The following is a 23,410-nucleotide window of genomic DNA, read 5'->3' as shown; positions in this document are numbered from 1 at the left end:
GAACGTGCTCAGGACGGCAGGGCGTCGACGGCCGCACGCTCGATGGCGAGCCCGGCGCGGTAGCGCGCCATGAAGGTGTCAAAGCCGGCGACGTCGGCCTCATCCGGGGTCACGGTCTCGACCGCGGCGTCGCCGAACACCTCGGACGCCAGCCACGCGGCCAGGTCGCCGCCACCGGCGCGCAGGAACGACACGAGCAGCGCCATGCCCCAGGCGCCGCCCTCCGCGGCCGTGGCACCGACCGACACCGGCGTCCGCATCGCCGCCGCGAGGAAGCGCTGCGCCACCTGCTTGGTGGCGAACACCCCGCCGTGGGCGATCATCTCGTCCACCTCGACGCCCTCGGCGTCGAGCACGTCCATGCCGATCCGCAGCGCGCCGAAGGCCGCGTACAGGTGCGTCCGCATGACGTTGGCCAGGCTGAACGTGCTCCCCGGCGTCCGGACGAGGAGCGGACGCCCCTCCTCCAGCTCGGTCACGTGCTCCCCGGCGACGTAGTTGTAGGCGAGCAGGCCGCCGCCGTCGGCGTCCGCCCCCAGCGCGGCGGTGTAGAGCAGCTCGAACGCCCGGGTCTCGTCCACCTCGGCCCCCAGGAGCCCGGCCGCCTCGCGGAACAGCGCCACCCAGGCGTTCAGGTCGAGCGTGCCGTTGATGCAGTGGACCATGGCCACGGGGTCGCCGGCCGGCGTCGTGACGAGGTCGACCTCGGCGTGGGCCTGCGACAGCGGCCCCTCCAGCACGACCATCGCGAAGACCGAGGTGCCCGCGGACACGTTGGCGGTGCGCGGGGCGACCGCGTTCGTCGCGACCATGCCCGTGCCTGCGTCGCCCTCCGGTGGGGCGACGGGACAACCGGGTGCCAGGGCGCCGCTTGGGTCGAGCAGCCGGGCGCCCGCCTCGGTCAGCGTGCCGGCCTGTTCACCGGCGGGCAGGACGCGGGGAAGGAGGTCCGCGAGCCGCCACGGCACGTCACGCTCGGCCACGAGCGCATCGAACTGCTCGATCATGCGGGCGTCCCACGTGCCGGTGGCCGGGTCGATGGCGAGGATGCCGGAGGCGTCCCCCACCCCCAGGACGCGCTCCCCGGTGAGCAGCGTGTGGACGTGCCCGGCGAGCGTGGTCAGGGCGGCGACGCGGCCGACGTGTTCCTCCCCGTCGAGCACGGCCTGGTAGAGGTGCGCGACGCTCCAGCGCTGCGGGATGGGGTGTCTGAAGAGCGCGGTGAGCTCCTCCGAGGCCTGCCCCGTCGTGGTGTTCTGCCAGGTGCGGAAGGGCACGAGCAGCTCGCCGTCGGCGTCGAAGGCGAGGTAGCCGTGCATCATCGCCGAGACGCCGACGCCGCCGACGCGCTCCCAGCGGACGCCGTGGGTGCGCTCGACCGCCTGCGCCAGATCGGCGCAGGCCGCCTGCAGTCCGACGACGACGGCGGCCAGGTCGTAGGTCCAGTGCCCGCCGTCGCGGGTGGACGCCCACGCGTGCGATCCGCTGGCAAGAGGCTGGTGATCGGGCCCGATGAGGACGGCCTTGATGCGCGTCGAGCCGAGCTCGATGCCGAGGCTGGTCTCGCCGTCGACGATGGCCTGCCGGCTCCGCTCCTGATCCGCGCCCACCGCGGGCTGCTCCGTCTGCGTCACCTCTGCTCCCTCCGCCCGATGCGATCCCCCCAGCTCCGTCGCCGGGATGTTAGCGTTCACACGGGCTGGCTCTAGACTAGCAGCCAGAACTGACCCGAGGGGGTGGCGGCGATGACCACGACGACCGGGGGCGGCCGGTCCCGTCCGGCCGGCATGGGCGATGTGGCGGCCCTGGCCGGCGTCTCCCACCAGACCGTCTCCCGCGTGCTGAACGGCTCCCCCCACGTGCGCGAGGCGACCCGCGACCGCGTCCGGGCCGCCATGGCCACCCTGGACTACCGCCCCAACCTCGCCGCCCGCGCCCTCGTCACCCGCCGCTCGGGCCTGCTCGGCGTGCTGGCCACCGGGCTGCCCCACCTCGGCCCGTCCGCGGTGCTCGCCGGCATCGAGACCGCGGCGCGGGCGGCCGGCTTCACCGCCCTGGTCGGGGTGCTGGACGACGACGCGTCGCAGGTCGACCCCATCCTCACCTCGTTCGCCGCGCATCGCGTGGACGGCATCGCCGTCATCGCGCCCTACCCGTGGCTCGTGGACGCCGCCCGCGCCGCCGGGGGCACCGGCCCGGTGCTCGTGGTGGCGGATGCCGCCACCGGCGCGGGCGTGGGCAGCGTCGGCGTCGACCAGGCGGAGGGCGCCCGCGCCGCCGTCACCCACCTCGTGGGCCGCGGGCTGACCGACATCGCCCACCTGAGCGGGCCGCCGGGCTGGATCGACGCGGAGCGCCGCGTCGCCGGCTGGGCGGACGCCCTCGGCGCCGCCGGCCTGCCCCGCGGCCGGCTGGCCGAGGGCGACTGGAGCGCCGAGTGCGGGCACGCCGTGGGCCGGGCGTGGATCGCCGACGGGGTGCCGCAGGCGATCTTCTGCGCCAACGACGTCATGGCGCTCGGGTTGTTGGCCGCGCTGCGGGAGGCCGGCGTCCGGGTGCCCGAGGACGTCAGCGTCGTCGGTTTCGACGACATGGTGGGTGCCGCCCACCTCGCTCCCGCCCTCACCACGGTGCGCCAGCCGTTCGCGGTCGTGGGCTCGCGGGCCGTCGCCGCACTGCTGGCCGCCGTCGACGGGGGCCCCGCCGAGCACCACACCGTCACCGCAGAACTCGTCGTCCGCGCCAGCACCCGCTGACGCGTCCCCCACCAGGAAGGCCATCATGGACCACCACATCCTCAGCAACGATCTGTTCACCGTCGAGGTGCGTGCGCTCGGCGCGGCGCTCAACCGGGTCGTCGCGCACACCGACGACGGCGACGTCGATCTCGTGCTCGGCCACGCCGAGGACGCCGCCCGCGCCGAGGGAGAGTTCTACCTCGGCGAACTCGTCGGTCCCACCGCGAACCGCATCGAAGGCGGCCGGTTCACCCTCGACGGCACCGATCACGCGATGGCCGTGAACGACCGCGGCAACACCCTCCACGGCGGGCCGAACGGCTTCTCGACCAAGACGTGGGACATCACCGAGGCCACCGACGACCGCGTCACCCTGGCGCTTGAGTGGTCGGACGCCCCCGGCGGCCTGCCCGGCGTGCTCACCACCACGGTGACCTACACCCTGGACGGCGCCGAGCTCACCCACGTCATCACCGTCACCACCACCGAGGTCACGCTCGCCTCGCCGTGTTCGCACCCCTACGTCAACCTCGCCGGCTCCGGCACGATTCTCGACCAGGTGCTCACCGTGCGTGCCGGCCGCGTCCTGTTCACCGACGAGACGGGCATCCCCACCGGCGACCCCCAGGACGTGAGCGGCACCCCGTTCGACCTGCGCGGCGGCGTCCGCCTGGGTGACGCGATGGCCGCGGACCACCCGCAGGTGCGGGCCGTCGACGGCCTCGACCACGCGTTCGTGCTGGACGCCCCGGGCCTCGACGGCGAGCCCGTCGCCGAGCTGGCGGATCCGGCGTCCGGCCGCAGCCTGGCGATCTGGACCGACCAGCCGAGCCTGCAGGTGTTCACCGGCGCCGGGCTGCAGCGGTGCACCGCCGGGTTGCACCGGCCCTACCCCGACCACGCCGGCGTCGCCCTGGAGACCCAGCAGTTCCCCAACGCCGCCAACCGGCCGGACTACCCGTCGATCCGGCTGGAGCCCGGGCAGTCGTACACCTCGACGACGCGCTGGCGCCTGTCGCTCTGAGTCCTTTCCCCGCCCTGCGACAATGGGCGGGTGCCGACCTACCGTGACGAGGCGGTCGTCCTCCGCACCCACAAGCTGGGCGAGGCCGACCGCATCATCACCGTGCTGTCACGCCGCCACGGCAAGGTGCGCGCCGTCGCGCGCGGCGTCCGGCGGACGTCGAGCAAGTTCGGCGCCCGGCTCGAGCCGTTCAGCCACGTCGACCTGCAGTTCGCCACCGGGCGCACCCTCGACGTCATCACCGAGGCCGTCACACTGCACCCCTGGTCGCAGCCGCTCGGCGCGGACTACCCCCGCTACACCGTCGGCCAGGTGCTCCTCGAGACCGCCGACCGCCTGGTGGGCGTGGAGGGCGAGCCTGCGCTGGCGCAGTTCCGGCTGCTGGCCGGCGGGCTGCACGCGCTGACCGCGGGCACGTCCGACGGCGAGCGGCCGCCGACCATGGTCATGGACTCCTACCTCCTGCGCGCGGTCGCCACCGCCGGCTTCGCGCCCAGCCTGGGCGACTGCGCGTCCTGCGGGGACGCCGGCCCCCACGAGGCCTTCTCCCCCGCCGCCGGTGGCACGGTCTGCCCGCGGTGCCGGCCGCCGGGGACGCCGCTGCTGCGGCCGGGCGCCCTGGCCTACCTGCAGGCCCTCATCAGCGGCTCGTGGGAGGCGACACGGACGGTGGACGCCGGCGTCCAGCGCCAGGCGTCCGGGCTGATCGCCGCCTTCGTGGGCTGGCACACCGAGCGCGGCCTGCGCACGCTGGGCCTGGTCGAGCGCTGAGCCTGGTCGAACGCTGAGCCGGGCTCACCCGCGCGGTGCCGCGATCTGCGCGGCGAGGTGGCCGGCGCCGTAGCCGTTGTCGATGTTGACCACGCCGACCCCGGGCGCGCAGGCGTTGAGCATGGTGAGCAGCGGGGCGATCCCGCCGAACGCGGCGCCGTAGCCCACCGACGTCGGCACCGCAACGACCGGGCACGCGACGAGCCCGGCGATCAGGCCGGGCAGGGCGCCGTCCATGCCCGCGACCACCACGACGACCCCGGCCGAGCGGAACAGCTCCAGGCGGTTGAGGGTGCGGTGCAAGCCGGCGATGCCCACGTCCACCACCAACTCGGCGCGCCGGCCGAGGTGGCGGGCGGTGAGCAGGGCCTCGCGGGCCACCGGCAGGTCGGACGTGCCCGCGCACGCCACCACCACGAGCTCGCCGGACGCCTCGGGCTGACGCGCCGGCCACACCAGCAGCCGAGCCACCGGGTCGTGGAACGCGTCGGGGAGCACGGCGAGGATCGCGGCGGCGCGGTCGGCGTCCGCGCGGGTGAAGATCGTGACCACGTCGGCGCGCACACTCACGCGGAGGGCGATCTCGGCGCAGGCCTCGACGGACTTGCCCTCGCAGTAGACGGCCTCGGGGTAGCCGCGGCGCGCCCCCCGGCCGAGATCGAGGTCGGCGACGTCGTCGTCAGCCACGCGCCCGCACCACCTGCAGGGTGAACGCGCCGGACTGGATGCCCGCGAGATCGACCGTCACGTGCCGGAACCCCGCCGCGCGGATACCCCCGAGCGCTTGCTCGCGCACGCCGGCGTCCGCCAGGCGCGCCAGCTCGGCGACCGGCACCTCGATGCGGGCGATGTCGCCGTGGTGGCGCAGCCGCGCGTCGGTGAAGCCCAGCGCGCGCAGCACCTCCTCGCCGGCCTCGATCTGGCGCAGCTTCGCCGGCGTGACCTCCTGGCCGTGCGGGATGCGGCTGGCCAGGCAGGGCGCGGCCGGCTTGTCGGCGACCCCCAGCCCCAGCGCGCGGGCGAGCGCGCGGACCCGCTCCTTCGTCAGCCCGGCGGTGGCCAGCGGCCGCAGCACCGCGTGGTTGGTCGCCGCCTGGGCACCCGGCCGGTCGGGCCGCACCGCGTCGTCGGCGTTCTCGCCGTAGGCCACCGCGCCCAGCGCGTGCTCGGCGACGAGCGTCGCGTCGATGACGGTGAACATCTCGTCCTTGCAGTGGAAGCACCGGTCGACGCCGTTGGCGCGATAGGCGGGGTTGGCGTCCTCGTGGGTGGCGAACTCGGCCAGGCGGGCGCCCATCTCGGACGCCGTCGCCCGCGCCCGCGCCAGCTCGTCGCGGGCCAGCGACGGCGACACCGCCAGCAGGCCCAGCACGGCGTCCGGCCCCAGCGCGCGGACGCCCACCGCGAGCAGCACCGCGGAGTCGACCCCACCGGAGAACGCCACCCCGACGCGACCGTGGCCGGCCAGCAGCGCGGCGACGGCGTCGGCGTCGGCCCGCGGCCCCTCCGGCAGGGCGGCGAACGGGGCGGTGGCTGGGGCAGATGTCATCGGGCGGCAGTCTAGCCGCGGGGCGCGCCGGCCGGCGCGGCGGCGTCCCACCACTGCAGGACGCGCTCGGCGTGGAAGGTGAGCCAGCGGGACGGCTCGCCCGCATCGGCGTCCACGAGGAACCAGACGGCACCGGGGTCGCGGCGGCCCTGCAGCCACCGGCCGTCGCCGGTGCGCTGCGCGCGCAGCGCGTCGATGGCGGGGGCCAGCCGGGGGTCGGGTGGGGTGCCGTCGAGCAGGGCCGCCGCGCGGACGTGGTCGAGCGCGCGGAGCACCGAGTAGCGCCAGCGGAAGGGGTACTCCAGGGCGTCCACCCAGTCCCCGACCGGCTCGCCGGTGGACGCGCGCAGCCTGAGCCCGCGCGAGAGCAGGTACTCCTCGGCGGGGGCGCGCAGGTCCCGCGTGGAGCCGCCGCCCAGCTCCTCGCACTGGCGCAGGCCGATCAGCGCGTTGAGCGTGGAGTGGAACGAGCTGCGGGTGTCACCGCTCACCCACTCGCAGTTCCAGCCGCCGTCGGCCATGCGGTGCTCGGCGAACCAGGCGAGCAGGCCGTCGACGTCGGCGTCGAGCCACTGGCCGTTCGCGAGGGTGCAGGCGTTGATGCAGGCGTCCACCTCCCCGCCCCAGTAGGGCAGGTCGTCGTACTCCCAGCGGGAGTTCGCCGCCAGCTGGTCGGCCGTGCCCGCCAGGACGCCGGCGTCCACGCCCCACTCCCGCAGGCTGTTCAGCGCCCACGTGGTGGCCAGCCACGGCTGGGACTCCCGATCCCCCCACTCCACGGGGTGGGTGATCGTCGTCGGGAAGTAGGCGCCGCCGGCCCACTGGCCGTCGTCGTCCTGCAGCGCGAGCAGCCGCGCGCCGAACCCCTCGGTCGCGCCCCGGGCGCGGGTCGCCTGCCACGTGACCTCGTCGGCCCCGGCGAGATCACGCTCGACCTGCCAGCGCAGCGCCGGGTCGGAGTCGAGCAGCCAGTCGAGCACTGCGGTGTCCATGCCGCAACGCTACTGCGGGTGACGGACTCCCGGCACCAGCCCCGCGGCGACGATCGCCGCCGCGGCCCGCTGGGCCACCTCGGCCTCGGGGACGCCGAGCGCCCGCGCGGCGTCGACCACGGACGCGAACTCCGCGGCGGCGTGCAGCACGCGGCCCCCGCGCGCGCCGACCTTGACGCGCACCGACTGGCCGAGGACGTCGACGTCGGTCCAGGACCGGTCGAGCACGGTGCGCGTCACGGGCGACTCGCGGACGCCCAGGGTGGTCGTGTGCGACAGCAACACGTCGATGATCCGCGGCCGGGACGCCGCGTCGGCGAGGGCGTGCACGGTGAACGCGGGGCGCCCTTTCTTCATCTGGATCGGGACGAGCCACGCGTCGGCGGCACCGGCGGCCAGGCACGCGTCCAGCACCCCGGGCCACAGGCGGGGGTCGAGGTCGTCGACGTTGGCGCGGAGCTCGGCGAGATCGGTGGCCGGGTGGTCGGCCACCGGCTCGCCGAGCATCACGCGGACGACGTTGGGCCGGCCCGGGGTGTCGCGGCCGCCCGCTCCCACGCCGAGGCCGGTCACCAGCAGGGGCGGCAGCGCCTCGCAGACGTCGGCCAGCGCCCGGATGAGCGCGACCCCCGTCGGGGTGGCCAGCTCACCCGGTTCGCCGGGGGTCAGCACCTCGGCGGGGGTGTCGTGGGCTCCGGTGGCCGGGTCGTCTTCGTGTCCGTGCGGGTGCGGATGCGCGTGCGGGTGCGCGTGCCCGGGTGCGTGGGCGTTGGGCGTGCCGGTGGACGCCAGGGTCCGCCAGCCCACCACGAGGCGGGCGACCGCGGGCACGGGGACGGGGATGTCGCCGTGGGCGGCGCGGACGCGTCCGGAGCCGAGCGCCACCGGGGAGGCCGACACGCTGGTGACGCCCAGCAGCCGCAACGCCTCGCACGAGCCGACGACGTCGGCGATCGAGTCGAGCGCGCCCACCTCGTGGAAGTGGACATCGTCGGGCGCGATGCCGTGGGTGGCGCCCTCGGCGTCCGCCAACCGGCCGAAGACGGCTAGGGCCCGGTCACGGGTGGTCGGATCGAGGTCGGCCTCGGCCAGGCGGGCCCGGATCGAGCGCCACGTGCGGTGCGGCGGGTCGTCGGTCAGGACGCGGACCCGCGCCTTGGTGCCGCGTTGACCCGCCCGGTCGACCACCTCGGTCTCGAGGCGCACCGAGCCGGGCGCGACGGCGTCCAGCGCCTGTTGCACGGCGGCCACGTCCGCGCCGGCGTCCAACAGACTGCCGAGCACCATGTCGCCGGCGACCCCGGCGGTGACGTCGAACCACGCGTGAACCATGGGCCCCATCCTGCCCGGTCCGAGGAAGCGTCAGGCGCCCGCGCCGCCCCGCCGCTTGCTGATGAGGTCGAACGCCACGGCGCCGAGCAGCACCAGTCCCTTGATGGCCTGCTGCCACGCGGGGTCGACGGACAGGATCGACAGGCCCATGTTGAGCACGCCCATGATGAGGGCGCCGATGATCGCGCCGGAGACCCGGCCGATGCCGCCCGTCACCGCGGTGCCACCGATGAAGCAGGCGGCGATGGCGTCCAGCTCGAAGTTGACGCCCGCCGCGGCGATGCCGGCGCCCGCGCGCGAGGTGGTGACCACGGACGCCAGCGCGGCGAGCACGCCCATGTTGACGAAGATCCAGAAGTTGGTCTGCCGCACGTTGACACCCGAGAGCCGCGCCGCCGCGACGTTGCCACCGATGGCGTAGATGTGCCGCCCGAAGACGGTGCGGTTCATCACGAAGGCGTAGACGAGGATCAGGGTGGCGCAGAGGATGAGCACGAACGGGGTGCCGATCGAGCTGTTCGCCAGCGTCCAGGTGAAGAAGAGGATGAGCGCGACGATCAGGCCGTTGCGGATCCAGAACATCGCGGCTCCCTCGGGTGCGAGCCCGTGGCGGGTCATCGTGGCCCGGTTGCGCAGCTGGGACACGACGAGACCGACGGCGGCGACCACGCCGATGACCACGGTCAACACGTCCAGGTTGCCGACGTAGCCGAGCCAGCCCAGCGCGCCCCGGTTGCTGATGGCGATGAACCCGGCGGGCAGCCCCGCGATGGTCTCACCGACGATGACGATCGCCAGACCGCGGAAGAGCAGCATGCCGGCCAGCGTCACGATGAACGCCGGGACGCCCATGAAGGCGACCCAGAACCCCTGCCAGCAGCCGATGAGCGCGCCGACGACCAGGGCCAGGAGCACGGCCAGCGGCCAGGGCAGGTTCCACTGCATCATCGAGATCGCCAGCACGCCGCCGATGAACGCGACGACCGACCCGACGGACAGGTCGATGTGCCCGGCGACGATGACCATGAGCATGCCGATGGCCAGGATCATCACGTACGCGTTCTGCTGCAGCAGGCTGGCCACGTTGTTGGGCATCAGCAACCGGCCGCCGGTGAGGAACTGGAACAACAGCACGATCGCGACGAGCGCGCCGAGGATGCCGTACTGCCGCAGCGCCGACGCGCGCTGGGTCGCCGACTTCGGCGCGGCCGGCTGGGGCTCGGGCGCGGCGGCGGCAGGGGTTGTGGAGGCGGACGCCGTCATCGGGTCACCTTTCCTTGTGCTGGGTCATGAGGGCCATGAGGCTCTCCTGGTCGGCGTCGGCGCGGTCGAGTTGGCCGGTGATGCGGCCCGCCGACAGGGTGAAGATGCGGTCGCAGATGCCGAGGAGCTCGGGCAGCTCCGACGAGATGACGACCACGGCCTTGCCGGCGTCCGCCAACGCGTTGATGTGGGTGTAGATCTCGTACTTGGCCCCCACGTCGATGCCGCGCGTGGGTTCGTCGAGGATGAGGACCTCCGGCTCGCTGAACATCCACTTCGCCAGCACGACCTTTTGCTGGTTGCCGCCCGAGAGCTGCCCGACGACGGTGTCCACCGACGGGGCGCGCGTGTTCAGCTTGGTGCGGTAGCCGTCGGCGACGACATACTCCTTGGGGTTGTCGACGACGCCTGCCGTGGACACCTTGTCCAGCGCGGCGGAGGTCGTGTTGTGCTTGATGTCGTCGATGAGGTTCAGCCCGTAGCGCTTGCGGTCCTCCGACGCGTAGGCGAACCCGAGCTGGATCGCGCGGTCCACCGTGGCGGGCTGCACCTCCTCGCCGTGGAGGAACACCCGCCCGCTGATGCGCGTGCCCCACGAGCGTCCGAACAGGCTCATGGCGAGCTCCGTCCGGCCAGCGCCCATGAGCCCCGCGATGCCGACGATCTCGCCGGCCCGCACGTCCAGGTTCGCCCCGCGGACGACGGCCCGCTCGGGGTCGAGCGGGTGGTGCACCGTCCAGTCCTCGACGCGCAGCACCTCGGCGCCGAGGCGGGGCGTCCGCTCGGGGAACCGGTGGTCGAGGCTGCGGCCCACCATCGCGCGGATGATGCGGGCCTCGGTGACCGGCTCGGCGCCGTGCATGTCCATCGTCTCGATGGTCTGGCCGTCACGGATCACCGTCGTCGTGTCCGCGATGGCCTCGATCTCGTTCAGCTTGTGACTGATGATGATGCAGGTGATGCCCTCGGTGCGCAGCCCCCGGATGAGGTCGAGCAGATGCGCGGAGTCGTCGTCGTTGAGCGCGGCGGTCGGCTCGTCCAGGATCAACAACCGGACGTCCTTGCTGAGCGCCTTGGCGATCTCGACGAGCTGCTGCTTGCCGACGCCGAGGTGCATCACGACCGTCTCGGGCGCCTCGGCGAGGCCGACGCGGGTGAGGAGGGCCGAGGCCTGCGCGTTGGTGGCGTTCCAGTCGATGACGCCGCCCCGGGCACGTTCGTTGCCGAGGAAGATGTTCTCCGCGATCGAGAGGAACGGGCTCAGCGCCAGCTCCTGGTGGATGATGACGACCCCGTCCCGTTCGGAGTCGCGGATGCCGCGGTAGCGCACCTCCGCGCCGTCGATGAGGATCTGACCGTCGTAGCTGCCGTGGGGGTACACCCCGGACAGCACTTTCATCAGCGTCGACTTGCCGGCGCCGTTCTCACCACAGATGGCGTGCACCTCGCCCCGGCGCACCCGCAGATTCACGTTGGACAGCGCCTTGACGCCGGGGAACGTCTTCGTGATGTTCCGCATCTCGAGAATGGTGTCGTCGCTCACAGCGCGCCTTCCTGCTCCGCGCGACGAGATCTCGTCCGCACGAGCTGGTTGTGGTCGGGGCCGGGCGGTGGGGGACGCCCGCGTCGGCGTCCCCCACCCCACGGGTCAGATCCCGAGGTCGGCCTTGGTGTAGAACCCGGACTCCACGAGGGTGTCCTCGATGTTGTCCTGCGTCACCACGACGGGCTCCAGCAGGTAGGTGGGGACCACCTTCTCGCCGTTGTCGTAGGTCTCGGTGTCGTTCACGTCGACCTCCTCGCCCTTGACGACCTGGTCGACCATGGTGGCCACCTGGTCACCCAGCTCGCGGGTGTCTTTCCACACCGTCATCGACTGCTTGCCGGCGATGATGTTCTGCACGTTCGCCTTGTCGGCGTCCTGGCCGGTGAGGATCGGGTAGCCCTCACCCGGGGTGTAGCCGGCTCCCTCGAGCGCCTGGGCGATGCCGAGGGCCAACGAGTCGTTGGGGCTCAGCACGACATCGACCTTCTCGCCGCCGGCGTAGAAGGTGTTGAGGCGGTTCTGCATCTCGTCCTGGGCGTCCTTGCTGCCCCAGCCGAGGATGCCGATGCTCTGCCACTCCTCATCGGTCGCCGGCGCCTTGCCGGAGGGGACGGTGATCTGGCCCGACTGGATCAGCGGGTTGAGCACGTCCCACGCCCCGGAGAAGAAGAACTTGGCGTTGTTGTCGTCGGGTGAGCCGGCGAACGGTTCGAGCGTGACCTGGTCGCTGCCGATCTGCTCGGTGATGTACTCCCCCTGCAGCTTGCCGACGAGGTAGTTGTCGAACGTCGCGTAGTAGTCGACGTCGGGCGTCTCGTTGATGAGCCGGTCGTAGGCGATCACCGTGATGTCGCGGCTCTTCGCGGTGGCCAGCACGGGCGCCAGCGCGGTGCCGTCGATCGAGGCGATGACCAGCACCTCCGGATCCTGGTTGATCATGTTCTGGATCTGGGTGATCTGCTGGTCGACCTTGTTGTCGGCGTACTGCAGGGTGGTCTCGTACCCCATCCCCTGCAACAGGGATTCCAGGTGGGCGCCGTCCTTGTTCCAGCGCTCGAGGCTGCGGGTCGGCATCGCGATCCCGATGAGGCCACCCTCGGCGGCGGCCGTGGTACCGCCCGCGGTGGTCTCGCCCGTGGTCGTGGTTCCGGCACGCTCCGAGGAGCACCCGCCGAGCGCGAGGGCGAGGGCCAGGGCACTGGCCCCGATCGCCGCTGAGATGCGTCGCATCGCGTTTCCTTTCTCTCCGCGGCCACTGCGCCGCGTCGCCGGGCGCCGCCACCACGCGCCACCCGGTGTTGTTGTTTCCCGCAACATAGGGCTGGCGCACGGGCCACCGCAATCACCACGGGGCGTGGCTGGACATCACAGTTTGGACACGGCCGGACGCCGCCCCCGGGGGGTAGCCTTCGCCCATGCCCGCGACGCCCCGACCGCCGACCCCGCACCCCTCCGGAGCCCGTCCGCCGCGCCTGCCCCGCGCGGTCGTCCCCCAGCACGTGGCCGTCGTCATGGACGGCAACGGCCGGTGGGCCAAGGAGCGCGGTCTCCCCCGCACCGACGGCCACGCCCGCGGCGAGGCGTCCCTGCTCGACGTCATCCACGGCGCCATCGAGATCGGCGTGCCCTACCTGTCGGCGTACGCGTTCTCCACCGAGAACTGGAAGCGGTCGCCCGACGAGGTGCGGTGGCTCATGGGGTTCAACCGCGACGTGATCCACCGGCGCCGCGAGGAGCTGAGCGCCATCGGCGTCCGCATCGTGTGGGCCGGACGCGCACCGCGGCTGTGGCGCAGCGTCATCAACGAGCTGAAGGTCGCGGAGCAGATGAGCGCGGCGAACACCACGCTCACGCTCCAGTTCTGCGTCAACTACGGCGGACGCGCCGAGATCGTGGACGCCGCCCGCCGCCTCGCGGCGGAGGCGCGGGCCGGTCGGCTCGACCCGGAGAAGATCACCGAGAAGACGCTGCGCTCCCAGCTCTACTGGCCCGATGTGCCCGACGTGGACCTGTTCATCCGCAGCTCCGGTGAGCAGCGCACGTCCAACTTCATGCTGTGGCAGTCCGCCTACGCCGAGATGGTGTTCCTCGACCGGCTGTGGCCCGACTTCGACCGGCGCGACCTGTGGGCCGCCGTCGAACAGTACGCCCGCCGCGACCGCCGCTACGGCGGGGCGCTGCCCAACGAGAGCTCCTGACGCCGCCCCGTCACGCGGCCGCCACCCGGCGGTCGTCGGCACGGGTGACGATGACCGGGCACCGGGCTGCGCGCAACACCGCCTTGCTCGTGGAGCCGAGCAAGAGGCCGGCGAACCCGCCGCGCCCGCGCGAGCCCACGACCAGGAGGCTGGCCTGCTTGGACGCCTCGGCCAACAGGTGAGCGGGCTGCCCGGCCTCCACCTCGACGCGGGCCACGAGGCCCGGCTGCGCCGTCCGGTGGGGGGCCAGCTTCGCCTCCATGGCGTCACGCAGCGCGGACTCGAGGGGGACTGGGTCGAAGGCACCGGCACCGAGCGGACCCGGCAGCCAGGGCGTCAGGTCGAAGGCGTGCACGGCCACGAGCTCCACGCGGCGCTGCAGCGCTTCGGCCACCGCCAGCCGCAGCGCGGCCTCCGCTTCGGCGGAGTCGTCGAGACCGACCACGACGGGTCCGTCCGGGGTGTCGTCCGCGAGGTCGGTGATGACCGCGACCGGTCCGCGCGCGTGGGCGACCACCGCGTCCGCCGTGCCGCCCAGCACGCGCACCGTGGCCGGGGCGTGCTCACCGCGGGCCCCCACGACCACGAGCTCGGCGGTCTTCGACGCCTGGGCGAGCGCGTAGGACGCCAGCCCTTCGTGGAGGTGCGTCTCCAGCGACACCTCAGGGTGATGGCCGCTGACCCGTTCGCGCAGCGCGTCCAGGCGTTCCGCGGCGGCCCGGTGGAGATGCTCGGGCCAGTCCGGCGTCGCCATCGCGTCGAACAGGCGAGAGCGCGGCGGTATCGGCACCTCGGGCAGCGCGAGCACGATCAGCAGGCGTGAGCCGCGCTCCGCGGCCCGCTCTGCGGCCCAGTCGACGGCCTGCTCGGCCCTGCGCGAGAGATCGGTCCCGACGACCAACGCACCGGTGGCATCGAACGAAATGGACATGGCCTCCTCCTCACTGAGTGGGCCCCGCCTCACCGGGTGGACCGCTCAGGCGTGGCCCAAGGTGTGCCTCCAGCCTACGCCCGACCCGGCTCGCCCACCGGAGAACGCCCGGAGAGGTTGCTTCCGGGCGGGTCATGGGGTGGTGTAGAGGGACGGGCGGGCATCCGCCGACACTGCACAACGAAGGAGATGGCTGTGAAGGGATTGGACCAGGACCGCGTGTTTTTGATCACCGGGGGGATCGGAGGGATCGGGCTTGGCGTGGCTCAAACGCTGCTGGAGTACGGCTCCCGCGTCGTGGTGACCGACGTGGTGGGCGAGGAGGGCGCAGACGAGGTGGCCCGGCTCGGCGCTGGGGATCGCGTGCGGTACGTCGACCTGGATGTCACCGATCCGGAGGCGGCCGAGTCCGTGGCGGATCAGCTGGAGGCCGACGGCTGGCCAGTGTTCGGGCTGATGGCCAACGCGGGGGTGGCGCCGACGTCGCCCACCGTCGACTACCCGGACGACACGTGGCGCACGACGGTGGACATCAACCTCAATGGCGTCTTCTGGACGGTCCGCAGCTTCGGGCGGCGCATGGTGGAACGCGGCGAGGGGGCGATCATCCTCACCTCCTCGATTGCCGGGCTGCGCGTCGTTTCCCCCGAGACGCACGTCGCCTACGGCGCGACGAAGGCGGCCGTGGCGCACATGGCGTCGCTGTTGGGCGTCGAGTGGGCGAAGGAGGGCGTCAGGGTGAACGCACTCGCGCCGGGCTACACCGACACCTCGATTCTCGACGCGATCCGCGAGGAGTCGCCGGAGACCATCGAGGAGTGGAAGCACCGCACCCCGCTCGGCCGGCTCATTCAACCCGAGGAGATCGGGCAGGCGGCGGCGTTCCTGTTCTCCGATCTGGCGAGCGGCATCACGGCCACCACGCTCAGCGTCGACGGCGGGTACGCCGCCCGCTGACGGCCGCTCGTGCCCGGGGGCCGGCTCGGCCGCGCCTAGTCGGCCCCCGACTCCATGCTCGAGATGACCTGGGCCTCCTCGATGTGGGCCGGCGCGCCGGCGACACCCTCGGTGATCGCCCGGGCCTCACCGCCGTCCAGCTCGCCCACCAGCTCGCTCACCGCGCCGCCGACCAGGCCGAGCGCGGAGTACTGCTCGAGCCGGGTGCGCGTGTCGGCGATGTCGAGGTTGCGCATGGTGAGCTGACCGATGCGGTCGACCGGGCCGAACGCGGCGTCCTCGACCCGCTCCATCGAGAGCTTCTCGGGGTGGTAGCTGAGCGCCGGGCCCGCGGTGTCGAGGATCGAGTGGTCCCAGCCGCGGCGCAGCTTCAGCGTCACCTCGCCGGTGACGGCGGACGCCACCCACTGCTGCAGCGACGTGCGAATCATGAGGGACTGCGGGTCGAGCCAGCGGCCCTCGTAGAGGAGCCGGCCCAGCTTGCGGCCCTCGTTGTGGTAGCTGGCGACCGTGTCCTCGTTGTGGATGGCGTTGACGAGCCGCTCGTAGGCCAGGTGCAGCAGGGCCATACCGGGCGCCTCGTAGATGCCGCGGCTCTTGGCCTCGATGATGCGGTTCTCGATCTGGTCGCTCATGCCGAGCCCATGGCGTCCGCCGATGTCGTTGGCCTCGCGGACGAGGGCGACCGCGTCGGGGAACGTGCGGCCGTTGATGCGCACCGGCAGGCCCTGCTCGAACGCGATCGAGACGACCTCGGCGGCGATCTCGACGTCGTCGCGGTAGTGGGCGACGCCCATGATGGGGTCGACGATCTCCATGCCCGTGTCGAGGTACTCGAGCTTCTTGGCCTCGTGCGTCGCACCCCAGATGTTGGCGTCGGTGGAGTACGCCTTCTCCTTCGAGTCGCGGTAGGGCAGGTCGCGCGCGCTGAGCCAGGCGCTCATCTCGTCGCGGCCACCCAACTCGGTGACGAAGTCGGAGTCGAGCCACGGCTTGTAGATGCGCAGCTGCGGGTTGGCGAGCAACCCGTAGCGGTAGAAGCGCTCGATGTCGTTGCCCTTGTAGGTCGACCCGTCGCCCCAGACGTGGACGTCGTCCTCACGCATCGCGCGCACCAGCATCGTGCCCGTCACCGCGCGGCCGAGGGGGGTGGTGTTGAAGTACGGGACGCCGGCGCTGCGGATGTGGAACGCCCCGCACTGCAGCGCGACCAGGCCCTCGTTCACCAGCTCCGTGGTGCAGTCGACGAGCCGGTAGCCCTCGGCGCCGTACTGGGCGGCGCGGCTCGGCACCGAGTCGATGTCGGGCTCGTCGTACTGGCCGATGTCTGCGGTGTAGGTGTACGGGATCGCCCCCTTCTCCCGCATCCACGCGACGGCCACCGACGTGTCGAGCCCCCCGGAGAATGCGAGACCGACCTTCTCCCCCACGGGAAGCTTCATGAGCACCTTGGACATGGGCGCGATCCTATCGGCCCTCCGGGCGGGCACCTTGAACATCTCGGCCACCGCGCTCACCGGTGCCCGGCCTCGACAACCCATGCACAAGCCCGCCTTGTCGACGCCCGCGGGCTTCAAGACGTCGACAACCCATGCACAAGCCCGCCTTGTCGACGCCCGCGGGCTTCAAGACGTCGACAACCCATGCACAAGCCCGCGTCGTCGACGTCCGCCACCCCGCCAGCCCGGACGCCACGCCCTACGATCGGGACCATGACCAACAGCGCCCGCATCAGCACCGGGGTGCCGGGGCTGGACGCCGCGATCGACGGCCTGCGCATCGGCGACAACGTGGTGTGGCACTGCGCGTCGCTGGACGACTTCGCCCGGGTGCTGGCCCCCTTCTGGACGGCCGCCCGCGCCGACGGCCGTCGCCTGGTGTACGTGCGTTTCGCCGCCCACCCGCCGCTCGTCGAGGGCGACGACGTCGAGACCCACCACCTCGACCCCACCGCGGGCTTCGAGCCGTTCGCCGTTGCCGTCCACGACCTCATCGCGGCGACCGGCCGCGAGGCCTTCTACGTGTTCGACTCGCTGGCCGAGTTGCGCGAGGCCTGGCACTCCGACTTGATGGTGATGAATTTCTTCAAGGTCACGTGCCCCTTCCTCTACGAGCTGGACACCCTCGCCTACTTCCCGCTGCTGCGCGACGCGACCACCCCGGCCACGCTCGCCGGCATCCGGGAGACCACGCAGGTGCTGTTCGACCTCCACGTCGTGGACGGCGCCACGTACGTCCACCCCCTCAAGGTCGACCAGCGCAGCTCGGCCACCATGTTCTTCCCGCACCTCGTGGCCGACGGCACCGCCACCCCGGTCACCAGCTCCGAGGCGTCCGCCCGCCTCACCGCCGCCAAGGGGCGGGCGCGGCGGCGTCCGGACCACTGGACGCAGTTGCTCGACGATTGCTTCGATGCCCTCGATGCGGACGCCGACGCCCAGGCCCGCGCCCATGCGGTGCTCGCCGACGCCCTGCTCGGCCACCGTGGGCAGCGCATGGGTGAGCTGGCCCGCCGGCACCTCACGCTCGCCGACCTGCTCGTCGTCGCGTCCCGGGTGATCGGCACCGGCCAGGTTGGCGGCAAGGCCGTGGGCATGCTGACCTCGCGCGCCATCCTGCAGCACGACCCGCAGCGGCGCTTCGCGGAGCACCTCGAACCCCACGACTCCTTCCACATCGGCGCCGACGTCTTCTACACCTACCTCGTCACCAATGGCTGGTGGGAGCACCGCCTCGCCCAGCGCTCCGACGCGGGCTTTCTCACCGCGGGGGCCACGCTCCACGAGCTCCTGCGCCACGGCAACTTTCCCACCGCCATCCGTGAGGAATTCACCGCCCTGCTGGAGCACTTCGGACAGGCCCCGATCATCGTGCGCTCGTCCTCGCTGCTGGAGGACAACTTCGGCAATGCCTTCGCCGGCAAGTACGACAGCTTCTTCCTGGCCAACCAGGGCTCCCCCGAGGAACGCCTCGCCGCCCTGGAGGGCGCCGTGCGGGCGGTGTACGCGTCCGCCATGAGCGAGGACGCGCTGCGCTACCGGCAGGTGCGCGGGTTGGCCGAGGCCGACGAGCAGATGGCGATCCTCGTCCAGCGCGTCTCGGGCGACCACCACGACGGCCGCTTCTTCCCGCACGCCGCCGGCGTCGCCAATTCCTCCAACCTCTACACGTGGGACGCCAGCGTGGACGCCGACGCCGGCATGCTGCGCCTGGTGGTGGGCCTCGGCACGCGCGCCGTCGACCGGACGAACCTCGACCACGCCCGCATCGTTGCGCTCGACGACCCGCTGCGCGGCCGCCTCTCCGATCCCGACGACCTGTCGGAGTTCAGCCAGCGCCGCGTGGACGTGATCGACCTCGCGTCCGGCCTCGCCACGGTGCCGCTGGACTCCCTGGTGGGCACCGACGTCCGCGCCGACTGGTCGCTGTTCACCAGCCCCGACACCGCGGCCCTGCGCCGCCGCGCCGACCTCGAGCGCCGCACCGGACGCCCCCGCGGCACGTCCAAGCCCCTCGTCGTGGCCGACTTCCGCGGTCTGCTCGCGGGCACGCCCTTCCCCCCGCTCATGCGCGGGATGCTCGCGGCCCTGGCGTCCGCCTACGACTACCCCGTCGACGTCGAGTTCACCGTCAACATCACCGCCGAGGGTGCGGTGCGGGTGGGGGTCGTCCAGTGTCGGCCGCTGCAGACGCGCGGCCCGGGCGCCGCAGTGGCCATGCCGACGGTGCGCGACGAGGCGGGCGTCCTGTTCGCCGCGCACGGGGAATTCATGGGCGGCAACGTCCGCACGCCGATTCGTTACGTGGTGGCCGTCCGTCCCGAGCGCTACCTCCAGCTCGGCACCCCCGCCCGCCACGGCGTGGCCCGGCTCGTCGGGCAGGTGAACCGGGCGCTGGCGTCCGAGCCGTTCCTGCTGCTCGGCCCGGGCCGGTGGGGCACCTCGACCGAGGCCCTCGGCGTTCCGGTCCGCTTCGCCGAGATCAACCACGCCACCGCCCTCGTCGAGACGACCTACGCCGAGGGCGGCTTCCGGCCCGAACTGAGCTACGGCAGCCACTTCTTCCAGGATCTCGTCGAGACCGGCATCTTCTACGCCGCGGTGTTCGACACCCGGCCCGACGTGACGTTCCACCCCGGCCTCGCCGTCGAGCGGCCCAACCTCGTCTCCGACCTCGTGACGGACGCCGCGCCGCACCTGGCATCGGTGGTGCACGTCGCCGCGTTCGACGACCTCGAGCTCGCCAGCGACGTCGTCAGCCAACGCGTGCTCTGCGCGACCGCGGGGGCGCTGGACGGCGCCCCCTGCGCCCGGTGAGGCCTCAGATGACGCCGAAGGCCATCATGGCGTCGGCCACGCGCAGGAAGCCGGCGACGTTCGCGCCCAGCACGTAGTCCCCCGGCGCCCCGTACTCCTCGGCGGTCTCGGAGCAGCGGCTGTGGATGCCGACCATGATCTCCTTGAGCCGCTCCTCGGTGTGCTCGAAGCTCCACGAGTCCCGCGATGCGTTCTGCTGCATCTCCAGCGCGGACGTGGCCACGCCACCGGCATTGGCCGCCTTGCCCGGAGCGAAGCGGACGCCGGCCGCGCGCAGCGCGCGGGTCGCCTCCGGGGTCGAGGGCATGTTGGCCCCCTCGGCCACGAGGGTGCACCCGTTCTTGATCAGGCTGCCGGCGCCGGTCTCATCGAGCTCGTTCTGGGTCGCGCACGGCAGGGCGATGTCGCACGGCACGTCCCAGATGGAGCCATCGGCGACGAACCGGGCCGAGCCGTTGGCGTCCGCGTACTCGCTGATCCGACCGCGCCGGATCTCCTTGAGATCCTGGATCTGCTCCAGATCGATGCCGGACTCGTCCACGATGTAGCCGCCGGAGTCCGACATCGCGACCACGGTGCCACCGAGCTGGTTGACCTTCTCCAGGGCGTAGATCGCGACGTTGCCCGAGCCCGACACCACCACCTTCTTGCCGTCGAAGCTCTCCCCCGACAGCTTGAGCATCTCGTCGGCGAAGAAGACCGTGCCGTACCCGGTGGCCTCGGTCCGCGCGCGCGAACCGCCCCAAGTGAGGCCCTTGCCGGTGATGACGCCCGACTCGTAGCGGCCGGTCATCTTCTTGTACTGCCCGAACAGGTAACCGATCTCGCGGCCGCCCACGCCGATGTCACCGGCGGGCACGTCGATGTCGTGGCCGATGTGGCCGCTCAGCTCGGTCATGAACGACTGGCAGAAGCGCATGATCTCGTTGTCGGACTTGCCCTTGGGGTCGAAGTCCGAGCCGCCCTTGCCGCCGCCGATGGGCATGCCGGTCAGGGCGTTCTTGAAGATCTGCTCGAAGCCCAGGAACTTGATGATGCCGAGGTAGACGCTGGGGTGGAACCGCAGGCCACCCTTGTAGGGCCCCAGCACGGAGTTGAACTGGACGCGGAAGCCGCGGTTGGTGTGGACGCGGCCGGCGTCGTCCTGCCAGTTGACCTTGAAGATGATCTGCCGGTTCGGCTCGCAGATGCGCGGGATGATGCCCATCTCGACGAACTCCGGACGCCGCTCCATCACCGGCCCGAGCGACTCGAGCACCTCGCGGACCGCCTGGTGGAACTCCACCTCGCCCGGGTTGCGGCGAACGACGGTCTCGAACTCCTCCTGCAGGGTCGGGGTCAGTTCCATGGGGGTACAGCCTCCTCGGTGTGGGTGCCCCCCGCGTCGGGGGTCCTTCCCATCCTAGGGAGGGCATCCCGCCTGTGGGGACGTCAGTCACGGAACGGACGGCCCGCCCGGCCACCGGGCGGGCCGACCGGGCTCACAGCGCGGCGCGGCGGTTGACGGCGCTGAGCACCGCCTTCACGGACGCCGTGACGATCGAACTGTGCCGCCCGACGCCCCACAGGACGCGCGCGTCGTCGCCCTCGCCGACCTCGCACTCGACGTAGGCCGCGGCGAGGGCGTCCCCGCCGGCGGACAGGGCGTGCTCGGTGTAGTCGAGCACGCGCACCGGGTGGCCCGCCATGCCGAGGGCGTCCACGAACGCCGAGAGCGGCCCGTTGCCCTCGCCACCGACCTGCTTCTCGCGGCCGTGGACGCGCAGCGTGGCGTCCACGGTGTAGACGCCCTCCTCCGACTGCGAGCGGTACTGCAGCAGGTCGAGCGGGGTGTGCCGCGTCAGGTACTCGGACTCAAAGATCCGCCACATCTGCGCCGCGTTGACCTCGCCGCCGAGGGAGTCGGCCTGCTGCTGCACCACCCGGCTGAACTCGATCTGGAGGCGACGCGGCAGATCCATCGAGTGGTCGTTCTTCATGATGTAGGCCATGCCGCCCTTGCCGGACTGGCTGTTGACCCGGATGACCGCCTCGTACGTCCGGCCCACGTCGTGCGGGTCGACCGGCAGGTAGGGCGCCTCCCACGGCACCTCGTGGATCGTCTGGCCGGCGTCGGACGCCTTCTTCTCCAGGGCCTCGAGACCCTTCTTGATGGCGTCCTGGTGCGACCCGGAGAACGCCGTGTAGACCAGATCGCCGGCGTAGGGGTGACGCGGGTGGACGCTGATGCCGGTGCAGTACTCGACCGTGCGGCGCACCTCGTCGATGTCGGAGAAGTCCACCTGCGGGTCGATGCCCTGGGTGAACAGGTTCATGGCCAGGGTGACCAGGTCGACGTTGCCGGTCCGCTCGCCGTGGCCGAACAGGCAGCCCTCGACGCGGTCGGCACCGGCCATCAGGGCCAGCTCGGTCGCCGCCACGGCGGTGCCACGATCGTTGTGCGGGTGCAGGCTGACGCAGACGTTCTCGCGGTTGCGGATGTGGCGTCCGAAGTACTCGATCTGGTCGGCGTACGTGTTGGGGGTGCTCATCTCCACCGTGGCCGGCAGGTTGAAGATGATCTCGCGGCCGGCCTCCGGCTGCCAGACGTCGGCCACCCGGTTGCAGATCTCGACGGCGAAGTCCGTCGGCGTCTGGGTGAAGATCTCGGGGCTGTACTGGTAGCCGAACTCCACGTCACCGAGGTGCTGTTCGGCGTATTTCATGACGAGCTCGGTGCCCCGGGTGGCCATCGCGATGCACTGCGCCTCGTCGATGCCGAACACGACGCGGCGGAAGAGCTCGGCCGTCGCATTGTACAGGTGGATGTTGGCGCGGCGGGCGCCGGCGAGCGACTCCGCGGTGCGGGCGATCAGGTCCTCCCGCGCCTGGGTCAGCACGGAGATCTGCACGTCGTCGGGGATGTGGTCGGCCTCGATGAGCTTGCGCACGAAGTCGAAGTCGGTCTGGGACGCCGACGGGAAGCCGACCTCGATCTCCTTGTAGCCCAGCTTGACGAGCAGGTCGAACATCTTCATCTTGCGGGCGGTCGTCATCGGATCGATGAGGGCCTGGTTGCCGTCACGCAGATCGGTGGACAGCCAGCGCGGGGCGTGGGTGATCTTGCGGCTGGGCCACGTGCGGTCGGGCACGTCGACGGGCTCGAACGCGGCGTAGCGGTGGAACGGCATGGGGCTGGGCTGTTGCACGGGCGCACCCTGCTGGGCGGCCGTACCGAAGGTGGTGGTGCTCATGGCTCTTTCCTGTCGGTGGATGGGGGCTGCCAGGCGCGTGGAGAAACTCCGCAACGAGGAAGCCTGACGCCTCGCACGCCCACGGTGGGGCGGAGGTCTAGGCCTCGCTGCGGCGACCAAGAAGCAGGTACGCCCATGCCATGGCGTCATGCTACACATCCCTGCCGGCCCCGGTGCGCCGGCTTCCCGGGCGTCCACCCGTTGGTCATCTGGGTGTCACCCACGGTGCGTAGGGTCGATCCATGAGCGAGGACCAGCAGAACTTCGATCCGTTCGCCGCCGGCGCGGGCCACGCCCACGCCCAGCGTGGGGAGCAGGCCACCGAAGAGCGCAACCACGACGCGGCAGACGCCGACCCGTCGGGTGCGGACGCCCCGGAGCCCGGCCACCTGGGCAACGACCTCTCCAAGATGACGCTCCTGGACACCGATCTGGAAGAACTCGCCGCCCAGGAGGCGCCCGAGCCGGATGAGTCGATCCAGACCGCGATCCACGACCTCCAGGCCGTGACGGACAAGCACGACATTCCCGGCTCACTGCCCTGACGGGCTCACTCTGAC

General features: G+C 72.1%; 19 protein-coding genes. 7 read left to right on the top strand and 12 right to left on the bottom strand.

Going from position 1 to position 23,410, the window contains the following annotated elements:
- Nucleotides 1–8: 8 nt before the first annotated feature.
- Nucleotides 9–1,634 carry a xylulokinase gene (locus tag PCC79_RS06670; protein ID WP_342373355.1) on the bottom strand — a complete coding sequence of 542 codons (1,626 nt, stop codon included), beginning with the start codon at nucleotides 1,632–1,634 and terminating at the stop codon, nucleotides 9–11.
- 111 nt (nucleotides 1,635–1,745) lie between these two features.
- On the opposite strand from PCC79_RS06670, the gene PCC79_RS06665 reads away from it, so the two are divergent.
- The 3 genes from PCC79_RS06665 to recO are packed head-to-tail and all read left to right on the top strand — an operon-like array spanning nucleotide 1,746 to nucleotide 4,533.
- Nucleotides 1,746–2,756, top strand: coding sequence for a LacI family DNA-binding transcriptional regulator (locus PCC79_RS06665; RefSeq protein ID WP_342373354.1), 1,011 nt, complete (start codon nucleotides 1,746–1,748; stop codon nucleotides 2,754–2,756).
- Between the two features lie 25 nt (nucleotides 2,757–2,781).
- Entirely contained in the window at nucleotides 2,782–3,762 is a 981-nt protein-coding gene (locus PCC79_RS06660; protein WP_342373353.1) for an aldose epimerase family protein, read from the top strand.
- Between the two features lie 30 nt (nucleotides 3,763–3,792).
- Nucleotides 3,793–4,533 (top strand): DNA repair protein RecO, encoded by a 741-nt coding sequence (gene recO / locus PCC79_RS06655; protein WP_232548215.1) that lies wholly within the window; start codon nucleotides 3,793–3,795, stop codon nucleotides 4,531–4,533.
- A gap of 24 nt (nucleotides 4,534–4,557) precedes the next feature.
- Here the strand turns inward: recO and larB are convergent, their stop codons facing one another.
- The 7 genes from larB to PCC79_RS06620 all read right to left on the bottom strand — a co-directional run bounded on the left by larB (nucleotide 4,558) and on the right by PCC79_RS06620 (nucleotide 12,445).
- On the bottom strand, nucleotides 4,558–5,220 hold the full coding sequence (larB, locus tag PCC79_RS06650; protein WP_342373352.1) for a nickel pincer cofactor biosynthesis protein LarB: 663 nt from the start codon (nucleotides 5,218–5,220) through the stop codon (nucleotides 4,558–4,560).
- Nucleotides 5,213–6,082: an ATP-dependent sacrificial sulfur transferase LarE gene (larE, locus tag PCC79_RS06645; protein WP_342373351.1), complete on the bottom strand. Its 870-nt coding sequence runs from the start codon at nucleotides 6,080–6,082 to the stop codon at nucleotides 5,213–5,215. Before larE ends, larB begins: the two co-directional genes overlap by 8 nt.
- Nucleotides 6,083–6,093: 11 nt before the next feature.
- Nucleotides 6,094–7,074: a squalene cyclase gene (locus PCC79_RS06640; RefSeq protein ID WP_342373350.1), complete on the bottom strand. Its 981-nt coding sequence runs from the start codon at nucleotides 7,072–7,074 to the stop codon at nucleotides 6,094–6,096.
- Between the two features lie 9 nt (nucleotides 7,075–7,083).
- Nucleotides 7,084–8,406 (bottom strand): LarC family nickel insertion protein, encoded by a 1,323-nt coding sequence (locus PCC79_RS06635; protein ID WP_342373349.1) that lies wholly within the window; start codon nucleotides 8,404–8,406, stop codon nucleotides 7,084–7,086.
- 30 nt (nucleotides 8,407–8,436) lie between these two features.
- Nucleotides 8,437–9,669, bottom strand: coding sequence for a multiple monosaccharide ABC transporter permease (gene mmsB, locus PCC79_RS06630; protein ID WP_232548220.1), 1,233 nt, complete (start codon nucleotides 9,667–9,669; stop codon nucleotides 8,437–8,439).
- A 4-nt stretch (nucleotides 9,670–9,673) separates the two neighbouring features.
- Nucleotides 9,674–11,212 (bottom strand): multiple monosaccharide ABC transporter ATP-binding protein, encoded by a 1,539-nt coding sequence (gene mmsA, locus PCC79_RS06625; protein ID WP_332836156.1) that lies wholly within the window; start codon nucleotides 11,210–11,212, stop codon nucleotides 9,674–9,676.
- Between the two features lie 105 nt (nucleotides 11,213–11,317).
- Complete coding sequence (locus PCC79_RS06620; RefSeq protein WP_232548221.1) at nucleotides 11,318–12,445, bottom strand: sugar-binding protein; 1,128 nt, start codon at nucleotides 12,443–12,445, stop codon at nucleotides 11,318–11,320.
- A gap of 185 nt (nucleotides 12,446–12,630) precedes the next feature.
- Between PCC79_RS06620 and PCC79_RS06615 the strand changes: the two genes are divergently transcribed.
- Complete coding sequence (locus PCC79_RS06615) at nucleotides 12,631–13,413, top strand: isoprenyl transferase (protein WP_232548222.1); 783 nt, start codon at nucleotides 12,631–12,633, stop codon at nucleotides 13,411–13,413.
- Between the two features lie 10 nt (nucleotides 13,414–13,423).
- Here PCC79_RS06615 and PCC79_RS06610 read toward each other — a convergent pair whose 3' ends face one another.
- Complete coding sequence (locus PCC79_RS06610) at nucleotides 13,424–14,344, bottom strand: universal stress protein (protein WP_342373348.1); 921 nt, start codon at nucleotides 14,342–14,344, stop codon at nucleotides 13,424–13,426.
- Between the two features lie 195 nt (nucleotides 14,345–14,539).
- Between PCC79_RS06610 and PCC79_RS06605 the strand changes: the two genes are divergently transcribed.
- Nucleotides 14,540–15,301, top strand: a complete 762-nt coding sequence (locus tag PCC79_RS06605; protein ID WP_342373347.1) for an SDR family oxidoreductase — start codon at nucleotides 14,540–14,542, stop codon at nucleotides 15,299–15,301.
- 35 nt (nucleotides 15,302–15,336) lie between these two features.
- Here PCC79_RS06605 and argG read toward each other — a convergent pair whose 3' ends face one another.
- Nucleotides 15,337–16,758 carry an argininosuccinate synthase gene (argG, locus tag PCC79_RS06600; RefSeq protein WP_232548225.1) on the bottom strand — a complete coding sequence of 474 codons (1,422 nt, stop codon included), beginning with the start codon at nucleotides 16,756–16,758 and terminating at the stop codon, nucleotides 15,337–15,339.
- Between the two features lie 255 nt (nucleotides 16,759–17,013).
- Here argG and PCC79_RS06595 point away from each other — a divergent pair, with 255 nt between their 5' ends.
- Nucleotides 17,014–19,617 (top strand): PEP/pyruvate-binding domain-containing protein, encoded by a 2,604-nt coding sequence (locus tag PCC79_RS06595; protein WP_232548226.1) that lies wholly within the window; start codon nucleotides 17,014–17,016, stop codon nucleotides 19,615–19,617.
- A 4-nt stretch (nucleotides 19,618–19,621) separates the two neighbouring features.
- Here the strand turns inward: PCC79_RS06595 and gdhA are convergent, their stop codons facing one another.
- Together gdhA and leuA are read right to left on the bottom strand one after the other, a co-directional pair.
- A complete protein-coding gene (gdhA, locus tag PCC79_RS06590; protein ID WP_269779225.1) occupies nucleotides 19,622–20,959 on the bottom strand; it encodes an NADP-specific glutamate dehydrogenase in 1,338 nt (445 codons plus the stop codon).
- Between the two features lie 139 nt (nucleotides 20,960–21,098).
- Complete coding sequence (gene leuA, locus PCC79_RS06585; RefSeq protein ID WP_342373346.1) at nucleotides 21,099–22,850, bottom strand: 2-isopropylmalate synthase; 1,752 nt, start codon at nucleotides 22,848–22,850, stop codon at nucleotides 21,099–21,101.
- Between the two features lie 242 nt (nucleotides 22,851–23,092).
- Between leuA and PCC79_RS06580 the strand changes: the two genes are divergently transcribed.
- Complete coding sequence (locus PCC79_RS06580) at nucleotides 23,093–23,395, top strand: hypothetical protein (RefSeq protein WP_232548229.1); 303 nt, start codon at nucleotides 23,093–23,095, stop codon at nucleotides 23,393–23,395.
- Nucleotides 23,396–23,410 lie beyond the last annotated feature (15 nt).

The organism is Propioniciclava soli (assembly GCF_038502305.1).
Lineage (GTDB): Bacteria > Actinomycetota > Actinomycetes > Propionibacteriales > Propionibacteriaceae > Propioniciclava > Propioniciclava soli.
The sequence above is the reverse complement of the archived record's forward strand: the minus strand, read 5'-3'. Positions and strand labels throughout refer to the sequence as shown.